This window comes from Chitinophaga sp. CF418 (assembly GCF_900142925.1).
Classification (GTDB): Bacteria; Bacteroidota; Bacteroidia; order Chitinophagales; family Chitinophagaceae; genus Chitinophaga.
In genome coordinates, this window is sequence record NZ_FRCN01000015.1 from 281000 (window position 1) to 304769 (window position 23770).

16 protein-coding genes and 1 rRNA gene are annotated in these 23770 nt (G+C 47.2%); 13 read left to right on the plus strand and 4 right to left on the minus strand.

Annotation, left to right across the window (positions count from 1 at the left end):
- Positions 1 to 10: 10 nt before the first annotated feature.
- Complete coding sequence (locus F3I09_RS28935) at positions 11 to 367, minus strand: hypothetical protein (RefSeq protein ID WP_149698538.1); 357 nt, start codon at positions 365 to 367, stop codon at positions 11 to 13.
- 175 nt (positions 368 to 542) lie between these two features.
- Here F3I09_RS28935 and F3I09_RS28940 point away from each other — a divergent pair, with 175 nt between their 5' ends.
- The 4 genes from F3I09_RS28940 (at position 543) to F3I09_RS28955 (ending at position 6262) form a co-directional block, all read left to right on the plus strand.
- Complete coding sequence (locus F3I09_RS28940) at positions 543 to 1913, plus strand: dipeptidase (protein WP_149698539.1); 1371 nt, start codon at positions 543 to 545, stop codon at positions 1911 to 1913.
- A gap of 75 nt (positions 1914 to 1988) precedes the next feature.
- A complete protein-coding gene (locus tag F3I09_RS28945; protein WP_149698540.1) occupies positions 1989 to 2384 on the plus strand; it encodes an RNA-binding S4 domain-containing protein in 396 nt (131 codons plus the stop codon).
- 98 nt (positions 2385 to 2482) lie between these two features.
- Positions 2483 to 3703 carry a diaminopimelate decarboxylase gene (gene lysA, locus F3I09_RS28950; protein ID WP_149698541.1) on the plus strand — a complete coding sequence of 407 codons (1221 nt, stop codon included), beginning with the start codon at positions 2483 to 2485 and terminating at the stop codon, positions 3701 to 3703.
- Positions 3704 to 3925: 222 nt separating this feature from the next.
- Complete coding sequence (locus F3I09_RS28955; protein WP_149698542.1) at positions 3926 to 6262, plus strand: GAF domain-containing protein; 2337 nt, start codon at positions 3926 to 3928, stop codon at positions 6260 to 6262.
- Between the two features lie 73 nt (positions 6263 to 6335).
- Here the strand turns inward: F3I09_RS28955 and F3I09_RS28960 are convergent, their stop codons facing one another.
- Both F3I09_RS28960 and F3I09_RS28965 read right to left on the minus strand, forming a co-directional pair.
- Complete coding sequence (locus F3I09_RS28960; protein ID WP_149698543.1) at positions 6336 to 10007, minus strand: BamA/TamA family outer membrane protein; 3672 nt, start codon at positions 10005 to 10007, stop codon at positions 6336 to 6338.
- 10 nt (positions 10008 to 10017) lie between these two features.
- Positions 10018 to 10857 carry an SdiA-regulated domain-containing protein gene (locus F3I09_RS28965; RefSeq protein WP_149698544.1) on the minus strand — a complete coding sequence of 280 codons (840 nt, stop codon included), beginning with the start codon at positions 10855 to 10857 and terminating at the stop codon, positions 10018 to 10020.
- 139 nt (positions 10858 to 10996) lie between these two features.
- On the opposite strand from F3I09_RS28965, the gene F3I09_RS28970 reads away from it, so the two are divergent.
- The 5 genes from F3I09_RS28970 to F3I09_RS28990 are packed head-to-tail and all read left to right on the plus strand — an operon-like array spanning position 10997 to position 16850.
- Complete coding sequence (locus F3I09_RS28970) at positions 10997 to 12277, plus strand: Pycsar system effector family protein (RefSeq protein ID WP_149698545.1); 1281 nt, start codon at positions 10997 to 10999, stop codon at positions 12275 to 12277.
- 2 nt (positions 12278 to 12279) lie between these two features.
- Positions 12280 to 14367 (plus strand): polyphosphate kinase 1, encoded by a 2088-nt coding sequence (gene ppk1 / locus F3I09_RS28975; RefSeq protein ID WP_149698546.1) that lies wholly within the window; start codon positions 12280 to 12282, stop codon positions 14365 to 14367.
- 16 nt (positions 14368 to 14383) lie between these two features.
- Positions 14384 to 14896: a thioredoxin family protein gene (locus F3I09_RS28980; protein WP_149698547.1), complete on the plus strand. Its 513-nt coding sequence runs from the start codon at positions 14384 to 14386 to the stop codon at positions 14894 to 14896.
- A gap of 7 nt (positions 14897 to 14903) precedes the next feature.
- On the plus strand, positions 14904 to 15407 hold the full coding sequence (locus F3I09_RS28985) for a DUF4442 domain-containing protein (RefSeq protein WP_149698548.1): 504 nt from the start codon (positions 14904 to 14906) through the stop codon (positions 15405 to 15407).
- A 39-nt stretch (positions 15408 to 15446) separates the two neighbouring features.
- A complete protein-coding gene (locus tag F3I09_RS28990) occupies positions 15447 to 16850 on the plus strand; it encodes an MBL fold metallo-hydrolase (protein ID WP_149698549.1) in 1404 nt (467 codons plus the stop codon).
- Positions 16851 to 17127: 277 nt separating this feature from the next.
- Here F3I09_RS28990 and F3I09_RS28995 read toward each other — a convergent pair whose 3' ends face one another.
- Positions 17128 to 19665 (minus strand): M1 family metallopeptidase, encoded by a 2538-nt coding sequence (locus tag F3I09_RS28995; RefSeq protein WP_149698550.1) that lies wholly within the window; start codon positions 19663 to 19665, stop codon positions 17128 to 17130.
- Positions 19666 to 19843: 178 nt separating this feature from the next.
- On the opposite strand from F3I09_RS28995, the gene F3I09_RS29000 reads away from it, so the two are divergent.
- From F3I09_RS29000 to F3I09_RS29015, 4 genes are all read left to right on the plus strand, one after another.
- Positions 19844 to 20344 carry a biotin/lipoyl-containing protein gene (locus tag F3I09_RS29000; protein ID WP_149698551.1) on the plus strand — a complete coding sequence of 167 codons (501 nt, stop codon included), beginning with the start codon at positions 19844 to 19846 and terminating at the stop codon, positions 20342 to 20344.
- 81 nt (positions 20345 to 20425) lie between these two features.
- Positions 20426 to 22231: a DUF4476 domain-containing protein gene (locus F3I09_RS29005; protein ID WP_188133994.1), complete on the plus strand. Its 1806-nt coding sequence runs from the start codon at positions 20426 to 20428 to the stop codon at positions 22229 to 22231.
- A gap of 104 nt (positions 22232 to 22335) precedes the next feature.
- A complete protein-coding gene (truA, locus tag F3I09_RS29010) occupies positions 22336 to 23088 on the plus strand; it encodes a tRNA pseudouridine(38-40) synthase TruA (protein ID WP_149698553.1) in 753 nt (250 codons plus the stop codon).
- A 539-nt stretch (positions 23089 to 23627) separates the two neighbouring features.
- Positions 23628 to 23770: ribosomal RNA gene (locus F3I09_RS29015) — 16S ribosomal RNA — on the plus strand; the annotation flags it as partial.

Sequence of the window (23770 nt, forward strand, 5' to 3'; positions counted from 1 at the left end):
AAATAATGGGTCACGAGTCGAGTAATACTGCCAGTTGCGAGGATAATGCCTGGGGTACAAGAGCAGGTCCCGTCCGGCAGGGCGGACAAGTACTGGGTGCTGCCTGTTGTATCCTCTGGCATCGTTCATATAACAACTGGTAAAAGAATCCTCCGGGAGAATGGGCTATTTGCCTGTAGATCTTTTTTTTCCATACTTCGATGAATAATTCCTGCACTACCTCTGTCGCACGCTCCTGGTTCCCCAGCATCTGGCAGGCTTTAAAACAAAGGGGCTTATAGTATTTCATGAAGAAGTATTGATAAGCCTCAATTCTGTTATCTTTCTGGAGGGCAGATAACATTGTAATGTCCTCGCTGATTTGCATACTATTTGGGATTGGTGTAGTGTATACCGGTTTTGATATAGTTAAGTTCGATCAAAAGTTCAACAAAATTGTTAATGCGGTGTTAATGTGTTCAAATTGATCAGCTGAAACAGACAAATCAATATTTCCGACTTTCCCTTAAATTGCACCTTTCTAAAAGTTAATTTACTGGAACATGCAAGTTTGGAAAGATTACCAGGTTACACACAAAGATCGTTTCCTCGAAGAACTGCTGGAATTGCTGCGCATCCCTTCTGTTAGTGCTGACTCCTCATTCAGCCCGGATGTTAAAGCCTGTGCGGAAGCTGTGAAACTGCGCCTGCAGGAAGCCGGCGCCGAGAAAGTGGAGATTTGCCCTACTGCGGGCCATCCTATAGTATACGGAGAAAAGATCATAGATCCTGCACTGCCTACCGTATTGGTATATGGACACTATGACGTACAGCCTGCAGATCCGCTGGAACTCTGGCATAGCGGGCCTTTTGAACCCGTTATAAAAGACGAAAAGATCTATGCACGCGGCAGCGCGGATGATAAAGGACAGTTTTACATGCACGTGAAGGCATTTGAAACGATGTCCAAAACCAATACCCTACCCTGCAATATCAAATTCATGATAGAAGGAGAAGAGGAAGTTGGATCTGCTAACCTGGGCATCTTCATCAAGGAGAATAAAGAGCGACTGAAGGCAGACGTAGTGCTGATCTCCGATACTGCCATGCTCAGCCTGGAAAATCCTTCACTGGATACCGGTCTGCGTGGTCTCTCCTATATGGAAGTGGAAGTGACCGGTCCTAACCGTGACCTGCACAGCGGTGTTTACGGAGGTGCGGTAGCCAATCCGGCCACCATTCTGTGTAAGATGATTGCTTCCATGCACGACGAAAATAATCACATCACCATCCCCGGCTTTTATGACAAAGTGCAGGAGCTGACAAAAGAAGAACGTGCAGCACTGAACGCCGCTCCTTTTGACGAAGCGGAATATAAAGCTGACCTGGGTGTGGATGAACTGTGGGGTGAAAAAGGATATACCACTATCGAGCGTACCGGCATCCGTCCTACCCTGGAAGTGAACGGTATCTGGGGTGGTTACACCGGAGAAGGTTCTAAAACAGTACTGCCATCCAAGGCTTCTGCCAAGATCTCCATGCGCCTGGTGCCAAATCAGGACTGGAAAGAGATCTCCGCAATGTTCCAGGCGCACTTTGAAAAGATCGCTCCGAAAAGCGTGAAAGTAAAGGTTACCACCCATCATGGTGGCAGCCCTTACGTAACCCCTACAGATCATGTTGCTTTCAAGGCAGCCAGCGAAGCTATCAGGTCCACCTTCGGTAAAGGTCCTATCCCAATGCGCGGCGGTGGAAGTATTCCTATCGTAGCGCTGTTTGAGAAGGAACTGGGCCTGAAAACCATCCTCATGGGCTTTGGTCTGGACAGTGATAACCTGCACTCACCAAACGAAAAGTATGGCCTGGCCAACTTCTACAAAGGAATTGAGACCATCCCATACTTCCACAAGTATTTCGCAGAAATGAGCAAATAGCCTGATAACGCTATTTATTGATAAATTTGAAGGCCGGCTCGTTACTAACGGGCCGGCCTTATACATATCTCAAAGATGAAAGAAGTAGAAAAAGTACGTATTGACAAGTACCTCTGGTCTATCAGGATCTTTAAGACCCGCTCTCTGGCCTCTGCAGGCTGTGAATCAGGCCGGGTGAAAATGCATGGAGCAGCGGTAAAAGCTGCCCGTTCCGTAGCCATAAACGACGTTTACGAGATCAGAACGGAAGGCCGTAAGTGGGTGATACAGGTGACCGGCCTGCTGGCTAACCGTGTACAATTCACAGAAGCGATAAAGTATTACAATGATATCACCCCTGAAGAAGATAAGCAGCAGCAACGCGAGGCCTCTGTGTTCCAGACAGGTAAGCGTCCCAGCAAGATCGGCCGTCCGACCAAAAAGGAACGCCGCGAGCTGGACGACTTCATGGGCGGAGAAGAAGATTTATAAAAATCTCCGGTTTCAGTAGTAAATTCGCAGACTTTTCAGGCAGCCTTTGCAGAAAACCAGCTGTCTGCATGTGAAAATTTGTAAATCATTATCCATAAATGTCTAAGCAAAGCGATCTTCTCTCAGCCGACTTCCTCGTGAAAGTGGCAGAAGAATTTGGAACACCGGTGTATGTATACCATGCTGAAAAAATAAAGATCCAGTACGAAAAGCTGCAAGGCGCTTTCCATAAAACGGATGCCCGCTTTTTCTACGCCTGTAAAGCACTTACCAATATCAACATCCTGAAGTATATCAACTCTCTGGGTTGCGGACTGGATACCGTATCCATCCAGGAAGTGTTGCTGGGGCTGAAAGCCGGGTTTACACCCGATAACATCATCTTCACCCCCAACTGTGTGGACCTGGACGAGATCATCGCTGCAAAAGAACTGGGCGTTCATATCAATATAGACAATATCTCTATCCTGGAACAGTTTGGAAATCGTTTCGGTGATACTTATCCTATCTGTATCCGCCTGAATCCGCATATCATGGCTGGTGGGAACTATAAGATCTCTACCGGGCACGTGGACAGCAAGTTCGGTATCTCCATTCACCAGTTGCGCCATATCGAGCGTATCGTGAAAAGTACCAAGCTGAAAGTGACGGGCCTGCACATGCATACCGGTTCTGAGATCAAGGATGTGGACGTATTCCTGCGCGGCGTGGAGATCATGTTCGAACAGGCCGTACATTTCCCTGACCTGGAATTCATTGACCTGGGTAGCGGCTTTAAAGTGGCTTATCAGGCCGGTGATCCGGAAACAGATATTAACCAGCTGGGCAGAAAGCTGTCAGACGCCTTCAATAAATTCAGCCAGACCTATAGTCGTCCTTTACAGGTATGGTTTGAGCCAGGCAAGTTCCTGGTAAGCCAGTGCGGCTATTTCATCGTGAAAGCCAACATCATCAAGCAGACAACAGCTACCGTGTTCGTCGGGGTGAATTCAGGCTTTAATCACCTGATCAGGCCAATGTTTTACGACGCTTTCCACCTGATCCGTAATATTTCCAATCCAAAAGGAACGGAGCGCATCTATACCGTGGTGGGAAATATCTGTGAAACAGACACTTTCGGCTGGGACCGTAAAATAAATGAGGTGAAAGAAGGAGATTACCTGGTATTTTACAATGCCGGCGCCTATGGCTTTGAAATGTCCTCCAACTTTAATTCCCGCCTGAAACCGGCCGAAGTACTGGTGCAGGACGGCAAAGCACAGCTGATCCGTAAACGGGACACGCTGGAAGACCTGCTGCGTAACCAGATTGAGTTATAATAGCTAAATAGTTAATACTTAACTTACTAATGCAGATTTGTATAAGCAAATCTGCATTTTTTTTGAAGTGTTGTAACAAGTTTTAACATAAATTTGCAGAATCATTCGCTATGATCCTGCTTTTACCTGCACACTGTCTATTCTGCTAGCCATAAAATATTTTATTATCCCATTCGTCTGTTATATAAGTATAGGATGAGTATTTTTTACACATTATAGTTTATGAAAGTTTTATCTGCTAACTCCGAGGTGTTCAGGGAAGAGGAAGTAATGATAGACAGCCATATCTCATTTGGACCTTACGTTAAGTTTCTGAAAGAAAAGGCTGCTAAGACATCGGATGCGCGTGCTGCTTACTATCAGAAGATAGTGAAACAGTTTGAAGGTAACCCTGCTTTATTGGGCCCCATCGCCGGTGCGGACGATCTGTCTGCTTACCAGGAGTATCTCGACCTCGTTATCGCCACCATTTTCCCTGTCACTGTTGACATGGATAAGGATATATATGGCATAGGCGTTCCGCACAAGTTTGCCATCTTTTACTACTCCGACCTGTTTAAGAAGCTCTTTGCCGCTAACGGCGATAAGCTTTTGGCTGTGCCGGATGGCATCTCTGTTGAGAAAGTAAAAAGAGACAAACTGGAATGGTTATACAAGCTCTTACTTGAAAAAGTCTATGGGTTCCCGATGGATTATCAGAATGAGATCATCCATCATGTAACCCTGCCTGAAAGTAACGGGTTGAAGAAGTATGTGAAATTGCATATTGATGCCCGCTTCGTAGATGTAAAAGTAAAAGGAGAAATCCCCAACCTGAGATATGATAATATCTGTCAGCAGCATTTCTCACTTGAAACTTTACAGGAACTGCTGCCGCTGAGCAATTTTGCGCTGGAAGGTTTTGTGATCTGGACCATACAGGATGTTACAAAGGATGAGGTGCAGAACACCATGAAGAACCTGATCCTCAACATGCACGACGGCAATGAACAACAAACCTACCGCCGGACGGAAGAGGAATTGGAGTCGCTGATACAGCAGGAAGATGTCAGCGTGCATATTGTTCCCATCCCTAAGATCAATGGTAAGTATGTGCTCGAGTGTGAGCTTTGCGAAAGCGGCATCATGCTGGGCGTGATCAATAATGGCAAACAACAGCAGCAATTATTTCAGCAACTGCTGGAACATCTGATGTTACAGAAAGATCCTTTGCTGATCCCGGAAGTGACAGATGCTACTTTGCTATCTTATCCTTTCCTGCGTTACCTGCCACTGAAAGGTATCAGGAGCTATCTGATGGCGCCTATATGGTATGAAGGTCAACTGCTGGGTATTGTCGAAATAGCGTCTTCCCAGCCGAATAAGATCACTGCAGAAACTATTGGCAGAGCGTATCCTGCGCATCAGCAGGTGATGATGCTACTGACAAGAGGGGCCGATATCGTGAATAACCGCATCGTCCAGGTTATCAAGGAGCAGTTCACCGCCCTCCAGTCTGCGGTAGAGTGGAAGTTTACAGATGCCGCCTGGCATTATCTGCATACACCAAAAGAGGATCGTAAGGACATCGGGAACATTTCTTTTGAAGATGTCTATCCTTTATACGGTGCTGTTGACATCAGGAACTCTTCTACAGAACGCAGCAATGCGATCCATGAAGACCTGCGGGAACAGTTACTGCTGATCAGGGAAACACTTGACTATATCGGCAATACGATCTATCTGCCATTGCTGGAGGAACTGAAGTTCAAAAACGATGAGCTGATCACCGGTATCACCAGTGGCATGCTGTCAGAAGATGAGCTGAAGACCAACAACTATCTGGATGAAGAGATCGGACCATTGTTCCGTCATCTGCATGAAAGTCATTCTGAGTTGCAGCCGGTGTTGGAACGGTATTTCTCCCTGGTAGATACTTCAGAAGGTCATATCCTGCATCACCGTCAGGAATATGAAGAGAGCCTGGCGAAGATCAATGCCAAGATCAATAAATACCTGGATAAGGAGAAAGAGAACATTCAGCATTCTTTCCCTTGTTATTTTGAGAAGTACCGTACTGATGGTGTGGAGTACAATATCTATATAGGACAGGCTATTGCCCAGAACCGTAAGTTCGATCTGCTGTACCTGCGTAACCTCCGTCTGTGGCAACTTTCTTCCATGGCAGAGATCGCGAAGATGACGAATAAACTGAAAGACACATTGAAAGTGCCTTTACAGACCACACAGCTGATCCTGGTGCACAGCAATCCGATAGATATCAGCTTCCGTCAGGATGAACGCCGATTTGATGTGGAGGGCGCTTATAACATCCGTTATGAGATCATGAAGAAACGGATTGATAAAGTACATATCCGCCAGACTGGTAAACGCCTGACGCAACCCGGTACTATTTCTATCGTATATGCCTATGCGAAAGAAATGGAAGAATACCTGAAGTATATCACCTTCCTGCAGAATAAAGGAATATTAGCATCTGAAGTGGAAATGCTGGACCTGGAAGACCTGCAAGGGGTAAGCGGTCTGAGGGCGGTACGTGTGAAGGTGAATATGGATTAGGACTGTAGGATTTAATATAAGAAAGAAGGCCCGCTCTTATCATGAGAGCGGGCCTTTGTTATTTGTCCGGATATCAGAACCTGAATCCGAAAGTAATATATGGTAGCACACCTTCATCAGAACGGCCTACTATTGCTGACAGTACTACGAGATTAGCAGGGGTGAAATAAATACCTCCACCATAGCCATCGTGCCATATAGCTGACTTTTGGCTGGGAAACCATACCCGGCCCACATCATTGAAGGCAAGCAGACCCACACTGGCTGGGAAAAGGTAGGAACGGAAATCAAACAGTTTAATGCGCAGCTCAACATTGTTGTACACGGCTGCATTACCGGTAAAACGGTAATTACGATACCCCCTGAGATTCTGCACACCACCGATCGCCGCTGCCTGGAAGTATTCATAGTTGCCCCAGATCTTATTCGCTCCGAAACGGGTTACCAGTACAACACTGGTAGGCACATGGAAGTTGGTATAGATGCTCAGGTCTGTTTGCGCCTGCAGGTAATTACGTTTCTCTTCATTCAGTCCCTGGCTGCCATACACGGAAGTATTCCAGCTGATACCTCTTGTCGGTATCAGGGCATTGTCACGGGTGTCTATCCTTAATCCCAGGCGCAGACCGGCATAAGACTTTGGCCGGTAAACGGACACTGAGTCCAGTCCATTGTGCGGGAAATCTGAAATAATACGTCCTGCTGTTTCATCTTTATCAAGACTATAATAGGTAAGTGAGGGTCCATAATACAGCTCTACATTCCGTGATAATTTGGTATTCAGTAAAGGCTCAATGTTGAACAGTGCGAAACGGGTGCGGTAGTAACGGATAGTCCGTGACTTATCGAAAACTGATTCGTTACCGAAGCCGAAGAAGTTGATCGTATTATTGGGCGCTTTTGCATTGGCTGTGATCGTGAGATCAGAATTGCCGATGGCATCGGTGAACTCACCCAGATAACGGAACTGCCATGCATCGGTACCCAGCGAGTGACCTGCCAGCACGGTATGCCTTGTTGCAAACGGGCGTTTACGGAAGCCCTGTGTAGTATACTGGAAGCCGGCGCCAAGCGACAGGCCATCATCCGCGTTAAAGGCAGCAGACGCCAGCGGCATCAGTTTGTTGTAATTCAAACGGAAGAAGGTACGCTCATACCTGATAATGTCCGGATTGGAAGACAGGATACGCCTGTCATTGCCATGCATATCAAAAGTGTCTTTCCTGTTGGCCAGTTCATAGATGCGGATACGCTTGCCGGCGTGACTGCCGGTACTGTCGATATAAGTATCTATATCCTTACCGCCAATGATACGCACCTTGATAGGGGAGCCATTATCTCCTTTCACTACATATTTGTCTTCACCGCCGAGGCCAAACAGTCGTAGTTCACGGGTATCTTTAGGATCGAGTGTACGGTGATAGATCACCTGTTCCAGTTCCCCTTTTTTGTTGATCTTGGTCACCGTTACATCCATCAATCCGCCTGGCAGACGTTCAATGGTAAACAGTTCATCTTTTTTACTACCGGTTACCTCCACGTGTTTGGACAGGAAGCGGTATAATACGAGGGCTTCTTTCTCAAGTATATCCCGGCGGGCTCTCAGTGTATTGTAAGTACGCTCGGCTACTTCTGTTCTGATGCTATCCGGGAAGCGGTTCACAGCAGCCCTGATGGCAGAATCGGTGATATGTTGAACGAAGTTTCTGCTTATATCTTTCCATTGCTGCTCACTCAGTTCGTTCATAAAGGAACGGTCAAAAGGCTGCGCAGTGGGGTTCTGACCTTCTATGTACCTGATCTTTGGACGGAAGCCCTGGATATTGGGCATCGCCCAGCGTCTGGAGGCAATGCGTGGCAGGAAACCTTCATTTACGAAGAATGCCTGGTCGCGGTCGCGGGGAATAGGGAAGTATTTTTGTGTCTTTGCTTTTTTGCTATTCTCTGCCGCCCATCTCCACTGATCATCGTGGCGGTCCCAGTCTGCCATCATCAGATCCAGCAGGCGTGCATTCAGTACAGTCGGCTGATCTACAGTATTATCATTATCACCCTGCAGCTGTTCAAGTAGCTTGGGAGTACTTAGTGTCTTTCCCTTTACATCCGGTTCCCGCTCTTCAAACAGGTATACATCATCCCCGAAGGTGTTGGCATAAATGCCCAGCACTGTGTCTTTAGGCAGGTATACGAAAGTGGGGTTGGTATGATGCACACCGGCAGCATCTGCCAGCGGAATCACTGCCAGTGGCGCATAAGGATTGGCGGCGGAGATCTGATCCTGCACTACTTCTTTGGCTACTGTTTCGCGCAAAGCCTCTGGTATTGCTTTTTCCGGATATTTCTTCAGGGAACGGAGCACCCATTCCTTACCGTCTTTATCTTCCAGGCGCAGGGAAAGGGTTTGCATACCACCTCCACGTTTCAGGATCTTCATGCCGCCTTTTTCCTTGTTCAGGTCTAAAACCGGGAAGCTGAGCGGAGTGCCCCATACATCACGATAGTTCCTTCCCATCAGCCAGTAGTGGAAACCCGTCTTACCGGTATATTGTGAATCGGCAGGCATGACAACAGTAGCTGGCAGCTGGCTGGCAGAAGGACTGGCGTTGGCAATAGCGCTGGAACGTACATCCTGCAGGCTGAATAGCTGTTGGGCATATGCCGGGGCATCTGTTTTATCTACGGTGTAGTATTTCACTTCCACGTGGCCGCTTTTGGATATTTCCAGTACGGTATACCCGTTCTCATTGCTGGCGAAGAGTGACTTACTGCCTTTTTTTACCCTGGTTTCCTTGGAACCTGAGCCGCTTACGACATAGAAGTTCTGTTCATCTTTGATGAGCTGGAGCGTATGGTCATGACCTGAAACGAAGATGGCCGGACCATGTGGTTTAATGGCAGCTTCTACTCCACGGATCATTGACTGGTAGATCGGGTTCGGAATATCTTCCGGGGTACCGAATACACCGCGGGTGATAGGGTAGATAGACCCGATCAGCGGTAAGGGGATGTACAGCCCTTTTTTCAGGTCAGTGAGCGGGAAGATATGCTGTTTGATGGTATAATATCCGCCATGTATGCTGTAACTCCTGAAGGGGTGGTGTGCTGCGAAGATGATCAGTTTATTCCTGTTACGGCTAACGATATCGTTCAGTTCAGTGAGCACCTCTTCTCTTGTTTTGGTATCGCATGAAGATTCTGATCCGGGTTTCTGGTAAGGGAACAACCACCATTCGGTATCCATGATGATCAGCGTGGTGTTGTTGTCCAGGTGTACTTCTTCCGGACCGGGGCAGCCATCTTTAGGCAGGAAATTGACGTTGGGCAGTTGTAAGGAGTCCACATACAGCTGCTGATTGATCACTGTCTGCCATCCATCCGGTTTGGAGCGTTTCCAGTCATGGTTACCGGGAATGAAGATGGCTTGTGTATTGGTATTTCTCACCAGGTTCACCTGGTAGTCGAGTATTTGTCTGGCTTCATCATACCTGGAAGAGCCGGCATCCGGCATCCCCAGAGGGTATATATTGTCGCCCAGGAATAATACGGTGTTCCTGGCATCCTGTAGATTAATACGCTGTTTCACTGCATCTATGACAGGGTTATGCCCGTCTTTGTGCAACTCTCCGGCGTCTCCGATGAGGATAACCCGGCGGGCCAGGCTATCGTCTGTCATCTGGGCCTGCGTAAGCAGTGGCAGGAAGAGGAGGGGTAAAATGTGTCTTGCTTTTGGTAAAATGCTAATCATCGTGATGAGTTCAATGGTACTTAAATTTCAGTATGCTGGCCTGTGATTCGTCTACTGCTTCGTTGGAAATATACATATCGCCGTTCGCAGTGAAGGAGATGCCTTCCGGTTGCGGAAAGCGGCGATGCCGTAGATTATAAGCTTCCTGTACTTTACCGTCAAGGTCGGTAATGACGAGCAGGCGGTTGATAGCAGATACAATGTATATCCGGTGTTCTATGGGATGAATGGCAGCGCCGGAAGGCCTGAAATGACCTACATCCCCGCCTGTCAACCTGGCAATATCAGCTACATTGATACGGTAGGCAGGCGTTGGGTCATACTCCATAGTGTTCAGCCGGAAACGGTAAGCAGTAGTAAAGCCTTCTCTTTTGTCTTCTTCACAATTCTTACAGATGGCCACCAGGCTACTGTCTCTTGCGTCGAAATAAAGGCTTTCAAATTCCCTTTTACCCGTAATGGATAGTTTATAATGGGTGGCGTCTACTGTATCGGTGAACATGCCATTGATGTGATACAGGTGGCCGTTGCTCTTCAGCACAAACCAATCCGTACCTGTTGTGGCCAGATCTTCATAATCGCCGCTTTTATCGAACTTGGAGGTAGGGTATGGCCTGTCTGTATTCACATCTATGGAATAAATCTTCCCTTCTTCGTCATTAATGGACAGGATGTGATGTTCATCAGGGGCCAGAACGATGCCTGATATCTCCTGCATAGACTGTCTGACACGGTAACGGGTAGGCTCTGCAAGATTATAACCTTTGGGAGAGCCATATTGTTTATCCTCGCGATTGAATGCATTGCAGGACAGGAACAGGAAAAAGAACGCAATATATCTTACTTGCATAGATGAGTGGTTAATATTCAATGCAAAAACACAGCGAGCGACTGGCCCGCTGTATTTGGCATTGCGTATTCATGGAATAAAATTAACTTAAAAATGCAGTAACTTGCTGATCTCAGTTTCGCTTTTTTAACTTAGGCTTATGCAAACAGGATTAATCATAGAAGCAGCAGAATCATATGTTGCGAAGCAATACCAGGAACGTCCTCACCCTAACCTGGTCTATCATAATTTAGAACACACAAAGCTGGTAGTGGCAGCAGCACAGCAGATTGCAGCGCATTACAGGCTGGAAGACAATGAACTGCTAGTGGTATTGGTGGCGTGCTGGTTCCATGATCTGGGCTACCTGATGGGAGAAACGAAAATGCATGAAGAGAAGGGAGCGGAGATGGCCAGGGAGTTCTTAAATGTACAAGAGATTCCTGAAAATGTACAACAGCAGATAGCTGGCTGTATTATGGCTACCAAAATGCCACAAAACCCACAGAACCTGCTGGAAGAGATCGTATGTGATGCTGACCTGTTTCACCTCGGTACAAAGGAGTTTAAAGACCGTTCCCGTCTACTGAGACAGGAAATGGAATTGACATACGGAAGAGAGATCTCCGGCGCTACCTGGAATGCAGGCTCTTTGCGGCTGCAGGAATCCCATCATTATTTCACAGCATATTGCAAAGCATTGCTGCAACAACAAAAAGAAGAAAACATCGCAAAGTTGAAAAGTAAACTGGATAAACAGGAAGAAAAGGCCCACAAGAAAGACAAGGCCGCTAAGAAAGAAGCGCATGCAACATCCGTTGACGCTACTGCTGACAATGGAGCCCCTGCTCCCATAAAGGAGGAGAAAGATAAAAAGGATAAGGAGAAGAAAGAGAAGGAACCCAAACCAGGAAGAGGAGTGGAAACCATGTTCCGCACTACTTCCACCAATCATATCCGCCTCAGCTCTATGGCAGACAGTAAGGCGCATATCATGATCTCCGTGAACTCTATCATTATATCCGTTATACTGGGTGTGTTGTTCAGAAGACTGGAAGATTATCCTAACCTGATCATCCCTGCCTTCATATTCCTGTTGACAGGAGTGCTAACCATTATATTCTCTGTGCTGGCCACCCGTCCTAATATTAACATAGGGAGATTTACCAAGGCAGACATCGACAGTAAAAAAACCAACCTGCTCTTTTTCGGTAACTTCCATCAAATGTCGCTGGAAGAGTACACCTGGGGTATGACTGAAATGATGAAAGACAATGAGTACGTTTATGGCAGTATGATACAGGACATTTATCACCTTGGTGTAGTATTGGGCAAAAAGTATAAACAATTGCGCATCGCCTACAACATCTTTATGTTTGGACTGATCATTTCCGTATTGGCGTTCCTGATAGCCGCCCTATTTTTTCCGGTGAAGAATTAAGCATGAGCAATAACAAGACTATTTCTACGAATGTGCCGCTGAATGACCGAGACCTTAGCTGGTTATCGTTCAACTACCGGGTATTATGTATGGCTAAAAATGAGGAAGTGCCTTTGTATGAGAGGATCAAATTCCTATCTATCTTCTCTTCCAACTTAGATGAATTTTTCCGTGTGCGCATGCCGGCTGTCCTGGCAGTGAATAAACTGTTACATCGTAATCCCGAGGCTGCAGGAGAGGATATTCTTTCACAGGATACCCTGCCTGCCATTCAGCGCGAGATCAACAGACAGCTGGGAGAATTCGGCCGCACATTGACAGGGCAGCTATTGCCTGCATTGCGTAGTCATAATATACACCTGTATTACAATGAATCCTTACATACTTTACACCTTGAGCACCTGCGGGAATATTTCCTGACAAGAGTGCTGAGTTTTCTGCAGCCATTGTGGCTGCGGAAGAAGAAACCGGAAGAGGTATTCCTGGAGAATAACCAGCTGTACTTTGTTGTCTCCCTCACGGAAGATAGTAAGCCCGATATGCTGCAATATGCGCTGGTAAATATTCCCAGCGCAGCATTGCCCCGCTTTATAGAATTGCCCGCACTGGAGAATGTGTATTACATCGCCATGCTGGATGATGTGATCAGGGAGAATGTAGGCTTCCTGTTCCCTGGATATACGGTGGCCGGCTGTTACAGCATCAAGATTACCCGCGATGCGGAAACAGATTTGAATGAACTGGCCAGTGATATACTTGAGCAGGTAGAGACCATGATCCAGAAAAGGGAACTGGGTATTCCCACCCGTTTCCTGTACGACGCTGCAATGCCGCTGGCTCTGCAGAAGCTCTTGTCAGTTTATTTCCACATCCTCCCGGAAGAAATGGTAGAAGGTGGCCGTTATCATAACCTGAAGGATCTGAATGACCTGCCGATGCCGGTAAAGTTGCCAGCCTTCAGTTATCCGAAACAGCCCTCCATACAGGTGCCTGTATTAGAAGAAGCTCCCCGTTTGCTGGACGAAGTGGCAAAGCGGGATATCCTGTTGCACGCTCCTTACCAGCGGTACGATTACATCCTGCGTTTCTTTAATGAAGCGGCGGTGGACCCTAATGTACAGGAGATCTATATCACCCTGTACCGCATTGCTTCAAGTTCACAGATTGCGAATGCGCTGATCAGCGCCGCTCACAATGGTAAGCAGGTGACGGTATTTGTGGAGCTGAAAGCCCGTTTTGATGAAGCCAACAATATCCGCTGGGCCAAAAAGATGAAGGCTGCAGGGGTAAAGATCATATACAGTATACCCGGTCTGAAAGTACATGCCAAGATCGCATTGGTTAAACGCCGTCGCGGATACAAGTGGGATTATGCAGGACTGATGGCTACGGGTAACTTCAATGAAACAACAGCGCGATTCTACACAGATCATGTGCTGATGACAGCCCATCCCGGTATTACACAGGAGCTGGAATTGCTGTTCCTGTACCTGCAGGCCAGGGAGCAACCCGGTAAATATAAGTTCCTTACTTTCCAGCATCTGCTGGTAGCGCAGTTCAACATGATGGACCGCTTTAAAGAGCTGATCGGCCGTGAGATTGAGAATGCCCGTGCAGGCAAGCCGGCAAAGATCACTATTAAACTGAATAACCTGCAGGAGAAAGAGATGATCGCCAGCCTGTATGCCGCCAGCCAGGAGGGAGTACAGATCGATCTGATAGCCCGCAGTATATGCTGTCTTATGCCGGAACAGCCGGAAAGCAGTAATATCAGGGTACGCCGGATAGTGGACCGTTACCTGGAACATGCCAGGGTCTTTATCTTCCATAATAATGGCAATGAAGAGGTCTATATGGGATCGGCAGACTGGATGAACCGCAACCTGCACAGGCGTATTGAGGTTTGCTTCCCGGTATATGATCCTCAGTTACAGGAACAACTGAAAGAGATCATCAGGTTGCAGCTGGCAGATAATACCAATGCGGTGAAACTGGATGCGGAAATACGTAATATTGATATTGTTCCGGAGGAAGGCGCCACCCGTGTAAATGCCCAGCAGGCTATATACCAGTATATACAGTCATTGTAGACAGATAAATTAACGTATGCAGAAATATTTATTACTACCCATTGTGATAATGATGTGTGCTATAGGTAAAGCACATGCACAGGAAAAACCCGTCCTGGATCTCCAGCATATTTATGACCCTGGTGCAGATGCAGCGGCTGATCTGCAGAAAGCAGAACAACAGGCAGCAGCAACTAATAAACATGTGCTGGTCCAGATTGGCGGCAACTGGTGCATCTGGTGTAAACGCTTCTATAAGTTTGTACGTGAGGATTCAACCCTGAACGCTTTGCAGGAGAAAAACTATGTAGTGTACCATCTGAATTACAGCAAAGAGAATAAGAACCTGCCATTGCTGAAACAGCTGGGATATCCGCAGCGCTTTGGATTCCCGGTGCTGGTTATTCTTGATGCGAAAGGGAACAGGCTGCTTACGCAGAATTCCGGTTTGCTGGAATCTGCAGATACTTACGATAAGGACAAGGTGGCCGACATGCTGAAGCAGTGGTCGCCGGACGCATTGAATCCTGCCCATTACACCAATCAATAAAGTCATTATGGAGCATTCCACGTCTCATCCAGCTGTCCGGTCATTTATCCGCTTTGCCGGACATCGGTTTAAGTTCTCCCTGTTTCTTTTATGGAAGCTGCCCAGCGCATGGCTGGCAGGAGTGAGGTTGAAGCAGTTGGAGGAGGGGCAATGCACAACAGTAGTTCCCTTTAGGTGGTTGTCACAGAATCCTTTCCGGTCCACCTATTTTGCCTGTCTGGCAATGGCGGCGGAAATGAGCACGGGGTTGCTGTCTATAATGTATACACGTGCTGCCGCTCCCAGACGTGTGTCCATGCTGGTAACAGGCATGGAAGCTTCTTTTGTGAAAAAGGCGACTGGCAAGACCTGGTTCACCTGTCAGGACGGAGCGGCGATAAAAGCAGCTATAGCACGTACAGCCGCTACCGGCGAGCCTGAAGTGCTTACGGTGAACAGTATCGGGAAAAGCCGGGATGGCACACTAATTGCCTCTTTCGCCATCACCTGGTCCTTCAAAGGAAAAGCATAGACAGGAATATACCATTACAGATCAATTCAAACACACTACATGAAAATTGCATTTCACGGGGCGGCACGTACAGTTACCGGGTCTAAACACCTTATTTCGTTAAAGAATGGCAAGAAGATACTGCTGGACTGCGGTATGTTCCAGGGAATGGGCCGGGAGACGGACGCGATGAATGAAGACTTTGGATTTGACGCGGCGGAAGTTACCTACATGATCCTCTCACACGCACATATCGATCACTCGGGGCTAATACCATTATTGGTAAAAAGAGGATTCAAGGGAACCATTTATTGTACACCGGCCACTTTTGATCTGACAGAGATCCTGCTGCTTGATTCTGCCAAGATCCAGGAAGATGATACTAAGTTTAAGAACAAGAAACTGAGAAAAGAGGGGCAACCGGAAGTAGCGCCTTTATATACTGTTGACGATGCAACGCGTAGTGTAGCCGCCCTGAAGAAAGTGGACTATAAGACCTGGTTCCGCATAGATGAGGATGTGGAGATCTATTTCACGGATGCCGGACATATCATAGGAAGTGCAGCGGTGCACGTACGCATCGCCGAAAACGGAAAGACAACACAGATCTCCTTCAGTGGAGACATCGGCCGTTATAATGACGCCATATTACGATCCCCCGATATTTTCCCCCAGGCAGACTACATTTTACTGGAATCTACCTACGGCAGCACCTTACATGCGGAGGCTGCTCCTTCAGATGATCTGCTGATCAAATATATTCATGATACCTGTAAAGTGAAGAAAGGGAAACTGATCATCCCCGCCTTCAGTGTGGGCCGTACCCAGGAGATCCTGTATGCCCTGAACAGGGCAGGACTGGAGGGTAAGCTGCCCAAGGTGGACATCTTTGTGGATAGTCCCCTGTCCCTGGAGGCTACTGACGTGGTAAGGCATCATCCGGAAGTATTCAATAAGACGGTTGCCAAAATGATGGAAATTGACGACGATCCTTTCGACTTCCCCGGTCTGCACTACATTGAGAGGGTAGATGACTCAAAAGCACTGAACTTTCGCCAGGAACCCTGTGTGATCATTTCTGCTTCAGGTATGGCGGAGGCCGGCAGGGTGAAGCATCATATTGCCAACAATATCGGCGACAGCCGGAATACGATCCTGATAGTCGGATATTGTGAGCCGCAGTCTCTGGGTGGTCGCCTGATGAGAGGGGCCAGGGAAGTTTCTATCTATGGCACCCACTACGACGTGAATGCCGAGGTGGGGGTGATCCGTTCTATGAGCGCCCATGGCGACTATGAGGATCTCAGCCAGTGGCTGTCCTGCCAGGACGCTAAGGAAGTGAAAAAGTTATTCCTGGTACACGGGGAGTACGAAGTACAGCAAATATTCCGTAACTGGTTGATAAAGAAAGGGTTTTCGGATGTTGAGATCCCGGAGCGTCATTCGGAGATCGGGTTGGGATAAGCTTATCCCCGTTTGGGGTTCGATTTAATAAGGATACAGCTTCGTTTCTCCTATGTCCAACTTACGTTCATCTTACGTTCAAAGACCTAGGATGAACGTAAGATGGACATAGGAGAAACGAAGCTGAAGCGATATCAGAACGGGATCATAAGTAAGTTCAAACCGGTTAAAAGCCTTATGTTCAGTGCTTCTTCTCTGCTACGCAGGAATATAATATGTACAAAGAAAAAGGGGCTCGTCTCAGACGAACCCCTTTTTCTTTATTTCTTCAGCTGCTTTAATTCTTCAGCTCGCTCGCTACTTTCTTCATATAATCACTTTGTTTGAGCAGGCCCGTTTTCTTGTCGGGGCTGGCCATAGCGGCTTTTTCTTCTTTATTCCTGGCAATTGGCTGCAGAAGGCTTACCAGGTAATTGTTGACCATTTTGTTGTTGAACAGAAGGGCCATCTGTTTGATATCTTCCACACCTTTCAGCACTTCGTCGGTATTATCTACAAGGCTCAGGATAGACAGATATTGGATCGCCGCATCCAGTTTATCCTGACCGCTAGCTTCATTGAAGGCCCTGGCAAAGAAAGGGAGGTCTGCTTCATTACCTTTCTGGGCATATATACCTGCGATCGCGTTGCTCAAAGCGCCTTTGGAATCTTTTTCCATTTGCTTGGCCAGTGTGTAGCCCTTTTCCAGGTCCAGGGCACCCAGGCTTTCCAGGGCTGCACCTGCGGCTGCATAAGAAGGGTCTTTTGCTGCCGCTTCGAAGATCGATGTTAATTTAACGTCTTTTAGCGAACCCAGTTGTGTCAGCGCTGCCGCACGTACTGTTGCATTCTCGTCTTTCTTCGCCAACTCCTGGAGGGTGGTGAAAGTTGCCGCTTTTACAGTAGGATCTGTCAGTTTCAGACCGCTGATGGCCAGTGCGCGCAGTCCATAGAATTTATCTTTCAGAGCCGCAGCTACCACTTTCAGGGCAGCCGGATTGGTACTCTGTTCTTTCAGGCAGGCTTCGATAGCTTCCCGGCGGTCCAGGTATTCCGGAGCATGGGAATATTGGAAGATATAAGCGTTAATATTCTTGTCCTCTGTTTTAGTGGCCAGCAGCACCTTGTCGCCATCAAAGTTGACCAGGTCTGGTTTCACCTCAGCAGGGAGGGTGAAAGTGCTTACTTTATCAGTGATGGTCACTTTGTGACGTACCTTCTTACCACCAGCGTAAACATCAATGGCTACCGGCAACTGGAAAATCTTATTGCCCTGCTGTTGCTGTGCTACAGTAACGGTAACGGTTTTGGCGGCTTCATTGTAGCTGGATTTAATATCCAGTACAGGATAACCCTGGCCAAAGTACCATTGATTGAAGAACCAGTTCAGATCCTGGCCGCTTACTTCTTCAAAAGCAAGACGCAGCTGGTGGGCTTCGGCAGCCTTGAAAGCGTTTGTTTTGAGGTAGAGGTTCAGCGATTTGAAGAAGGCGCTGTCACCTACCACATTGCGCAGCATGTTCAGGATGCGGCCACCTTTCTGATAGCTGATGGCATCGAACATATCTTCTTTATCACGGTAGTGGAAGCGCACCAGGTCTTTGTCGCCTGAGTACTGGGCAAACTTCTCGTAGCTCTGCATCGCCTTGTACGAGTGGTCGTCTGCAGCGTCTTTGCCATATTTATAAGCCATCCAGAGGTATTCGCTGTAATCGGCAAATGACTCGTTCAGTGTCAGGTTGCTCCATGATTCTGCTGTTACCAGGTCGCCAAACCAGTGGTGGAACAGCTCGTGGGCGATCACCGCCTCGTTATAGTTGTTATTATCCAGGAGTTCCCTGTCTGTCTTTTGCAGGAAGTCGCCATGAATGGTAGCGGTGGTATTTTCCATAGCACCTGACACATAATCTCTTACCACCACCTGGGAGTATTTAGCCCAGGGATATTCGTATCCGAGTATGTTGGAGTAGAAGGTCAGCATTTCAGGGGTATTACCGAAAATGGCTTTAGCGTAGGGAGCATATGCCTTTTCCACATAATAATTCACTTCTTTACCTTTCCACTGGTCTTTGATGACAGCGAAGTCGCCGACAGCCATCATGAACAGGTAAGGAGAATGTGGCAGATCCATTTTCCAGTAGTCGGTACGGGTGCCATCTGCATTGTTTTTCTGGCTAACCAGCTTACCATTGGAGAGGGTCACATATTTCTTATCAACAGTAATACTGATCTCTTCTGTGCTTTTCTGGGCAGTACGGTCTATGGTAGGGAACCAGGCGGAGCTGGATTCTGTTTCTCCCTGTGTCCAGATCTGTACCGGTTTATTCTTTACACTACTGTCTGGATTGATGAAATACAAGCCTTTGGCATCTGTAATAGCACTGCTGCCTTCAGATTTTACGTCTTCCGGACGGGCTACATAATCTATGTAGACAATAAAGGATTCGGTTTTCTGGTAAGCCTTATCCAGGGCAATATGCAGTTGCAGACTGTCATACTTGTACTTGAGGGGGAGGTTCTTTCCACTTTTTACAATAGCTACCTGTTTGATATCCATTGCCTTAGCGTCCAGTATGAGGGAGTCTGTCTGATAAAAATGCGGTTTCAGGGTAAGCCAGGCTTTTCCTATTAAATATCTTTTGGCATAATCAAAACGAACATCCAGTTTGGTGTGAACCAGGTCATGCACTTTTGTTGAGGTGGCGCGATAGATTTTAAGGGAGGGATCTTCCTGCTGAGAGGGGGCCTGTTGCGCAGCAACCGGGGTAACATATATTACCCCTGAGAGACTTGCCAACAGTACACTTTTGAGCGTGTGCCGCAAAGGTTTGAACATGATTGTTAACTGTTTTTGGCACGAATTAACAGGTTTTATCACAAATAATTGTGATCTGAGCTGTTAATATTAACTAAATCATGATAATTGGCCATAATTCAGGATCATTCGCAAAGCCCCCGCCCGGTAAGTGTTTAAAAATGCTATTTTTGTCGCTGTCCAGTTAAATTACCATGTTATGATAAAAGCAATTGTGAATGGAGATCAGCCGTTTGTAGTCGATACAGATACACTCCCTTTTACCAGTAATGGCCAGCCTGTAAAGTGGTCGGGCGTAGCTCTTCCTAATGGTAATCATAGTATTATACTGGACGGCAGGAGTTATGTGGCCCAGGTGATCAAAGTGGACCGCGACACAAAAACGGTCACTATTATGATAGATCAGCAGGAGTATGCAGTGGTCGTAGAAGAGCCGATAGACCAGTTGCTGGCGGAAATGGGCATGAAGAATGCCCTGACCCATAAGGTGAATGACCTGAAGGCGGCTATGCCGGGCCTTGTACTGAAAGTACTGGTAGAGCCGGGGCAAGCCATAAAAAAGGGCGATCCGGTATTGATACTGGAAGCCATGAAAATGGAGAATGTATTCAAAGCTGCGGCAGATGCTGTGGTAAAAGAAGTAAGGGTAAAAGAACGTACGGCAGTAGAGAAAGGAGAGGTGCTGGTTATCTTGGAATAGATTTTGTAATTAATTAAATCAATCATAAGCGATCTGGAATGACGGATTAGTCCGTCATTCGTAGTTATTCAAGAAATGTGTATGCCGCAAATTTTTAAGAGATCTTTATTCACATTGTTCTTCCTTGGGATGACCTTCCGCATGTTAGCCCAGGAGCAGCAGTATTTTGTCTATATACAAAGTGAGAGATCCCAGCCTTTTTATGTTAGATATGATGGTAAGCTGATCCCGTCGTCAGACAGGGGGTATCTGATCCTTTCCAAAATGCCGGCAGGTACGGCTGCTCTCCGTATAGGTTTCGCCAAAAGCGATGCACCGGAGCGTCAGTACCAGGTGCGTATTACCGGACCGGCCGATCAGGGATACCTGTTGAAGCAGGACGGTGACCGTGGGTATGCATTATTCAACCTGCAGACTTTCGCGGTAATCAGACCCGCAGAGGAGAGAAAAAAAGAGGCAGTAGCAGCAGTGGAAACTCCGGCAGCAGAAGTGGCGCCAGCGCCAGCTCAGGACACCGCGCCGGCTCCGGCAGTAGCAGCGAATGTACCCGAAACGGCGCCTGCTGCTGAAACAATACCTGCTCCTGCAACTACAGATACTGCACTGGTACCGGCACCGCCAGTACCAGCACCACCGGCACCTGTTTCTGAAGATGAACAGAAACGGGCTATGATGGCATCTTTAAAGAAAGACCTTGATTCTACATTCCCGGCAAAAAGTGGGGTAGTAGTAGGACCCGGTACCCGTCCTGTAAAACAATCCAATAAATTCTCCCAGGCATTGGATAAGGTGGTAAGCGATGACCGCCCGGATGAAATTGTAGTGGAAGAGCCTAAAGTGCCCGAAGCTGCAGCGCCAGTAGCGGAAACCACGACGGTAGTGCCGCCGGCTGATGCGCAGGCAGGTCAGAAAAAGCAGCGGAGAAGAAAAAGGGAACGTGAACCTTTGACAGAAGAAGAAAAACAGCTGGCCAGTGCCGTACTGGCTGAAGAAAATAAAACAGCGGAAGCAGCTCCCCCGAAAGACCAGCCAGTCGCAGACGTGACTCCGGCTGCAGTACCGCCGGCGACAGAACCTGCTCCGCCGGTAACAAAACCTGCAACAGAAACAGTCAATCCATCCACAGAATCAGTTCCTGCAGTGACCGAACCTGCGAAGGAAGAGGCGCCTGCAGTGACAAAGAGGGAAAAGAAGCAGCGGAAGAAAAAAACGGAGGATCCGGCTTTCATTGATTTTGTGGATACCGGAGGACATCAGGCGCCAGCTGCTGGTAGCGTAGCAGCAGCAGCAGCTCCGGCAACAGGGGATGCGTCGACAGAAGTGGCTACACCTGTAGAAGAAGCGCCCGCAGGCAGTAAAAAGAAAAAACGTAGTAAGCTGGCTGAAAAGATCGATACAATAGATACTACCGAGCGTCCTAACAATGTCGTGAATGATCCAACCGGGTATGAGGTGAGTGATTTATCTATTGATCATCCAGGTAAAAAAGATAAAAAGAAAAAGAAGGAGGGAGAAAGTGTTGACGTGGCCGCCCCGGTAGCAACGGAAGCATCACCGGCATCCAAAAACCCTTCCCTGAAAATGATCAATTCTGATTGTGGAAAGGTGATGGATGACGATACTTTCCGCAAAATGCTGAGAAAGTTCGTTGCCGGAAAAGATGATGATGGCATGCTGGATGCATTCCGGAAGCAGACCAAAGGTTATTGCCTGGAGTCTTCTCAGATAAAGACACTGGTACAGCTGATGGGCAGTGATGAATCCAGGTACCGCTTATTGGATGTGGCATATCCGAAAGCGTATCATTCGGATGAATATGCCGGTATGGAGAGTTTATTATCTGATAGTTACTATAAAGGTCGTTTCAGAGCGATGTTGCACAGATGACAGTTTAGAAAAAATTATCCGGAAGGTCACAGGGTTGTATGAAAGCAACTTTGTGACCTTTTTTGTTTTTGCGCACGTACCTTCGCGTTTCGTAATCAGGAATCATGAGATATTTTATAGAGGTAGCATATAAGGGGACTAGCTTTGGAGGTTTCCAGATACAGGATAATGTAAGCACGGTGCAATCTGCCATTGATCATGCCATCAGTACGCTGATGCGGATCAAGGTGGTAACGACGGGGTCCAGCCGTACGGATGCCGGTGTGCATGCGTTACAGAATTTCCTGCACTTTGATATGGAGCTGCCCCTGCATCCTCAATTCCTGTACAAGGTGAATGCGATCCTGCCGCCGGATGTGGTGATGAAACATGTGTACCGGGTGCCGGATGAAGCGCATTGCCGTTTTGCAGCGCTGAGCAGGTCTTATGAATATACATTGTATCTGCACAAGGATCCATTCCTGCAGGACAGGGGGTATTTCTTTCCTTACCGGCTGGACATGGGCCTGTTGCAGGAAGCCGCGGGGGTACTGATGGAGTACCAGGACTTTATGACATTCTCCAAGCGAAATACGCAGGTGAAGACCTACAACTGCAATATCATGTCTTCGGCCTGGACGGCCGGAGAGGATCGGATTGTGTATAATGTAACGGCTAACCGGTTTTTGAGGGGAATGGTGCGGGGAATGGTAGGCACGATGTTGAGGGTAGGCCGGGGGAAGTTGTCTATGGAGGGATTCAGGGAGGCGATAGAAAGCAGGAATTGTGTGAATGCTGATTTTGCAGTACCGCCCCAGGGATTGTTTTTGATGAAGGTAAGTTATCCGGAGGGGCTGTTGAACGACAAGGTGCAATAAAATATTGCTTTCTAATATGCTGATAAATAGGTGGTTAGTATAATCGTGCCAGTTATCTTTCAAGATTTATTTGGTAGTAATGAAAAAACTCCTAATTTTGCATCCCGCTTCGATAGAAAGCAACTGATACAAAAGCTCTTCCCAAGTATAGAATTTCTCTTTTTTTGATGAGGTATAGCCGACTGAAAAGTACTATGCTATTGAATTTAGAATGATTGTTGCTAAAATGATCGCTAAAATAAAATCTTCAAAAAATATTTGGTGGTAATGAAAATTTAATACACCTTTGCAACCCCAACGCAAACGATGCGAAGGGCAAAAAAGCAAGAGAGTTCTTAAAATAAAAAAGATGTCGGGCAGTAAGTGCCACACAGATCGGATCTGAGACATTGACGAAAGGTTAAGCGAATGGCTTAGCTAAAGTTCTTTGAAAGAATGGAAACAACAGCAAATTTTAAACAGGTAATGTTAAGCGAAAACATTAGATAAATGACGTCTAATTTCGAGAGAAATTACACAGTCAGTATCAAAACTTCTTTACAATGGAGAGTTTGATCCTGGCTCAGGATGAACGCTAGCGGCAGGCCTAATACATGCAAGTCGAGGGGCAGCACAGGTAGCAATACTGGGTGGCGACCGGCAAACGGGTGCGGAACACGTACGTAACCTTCCTTTAAGTGGG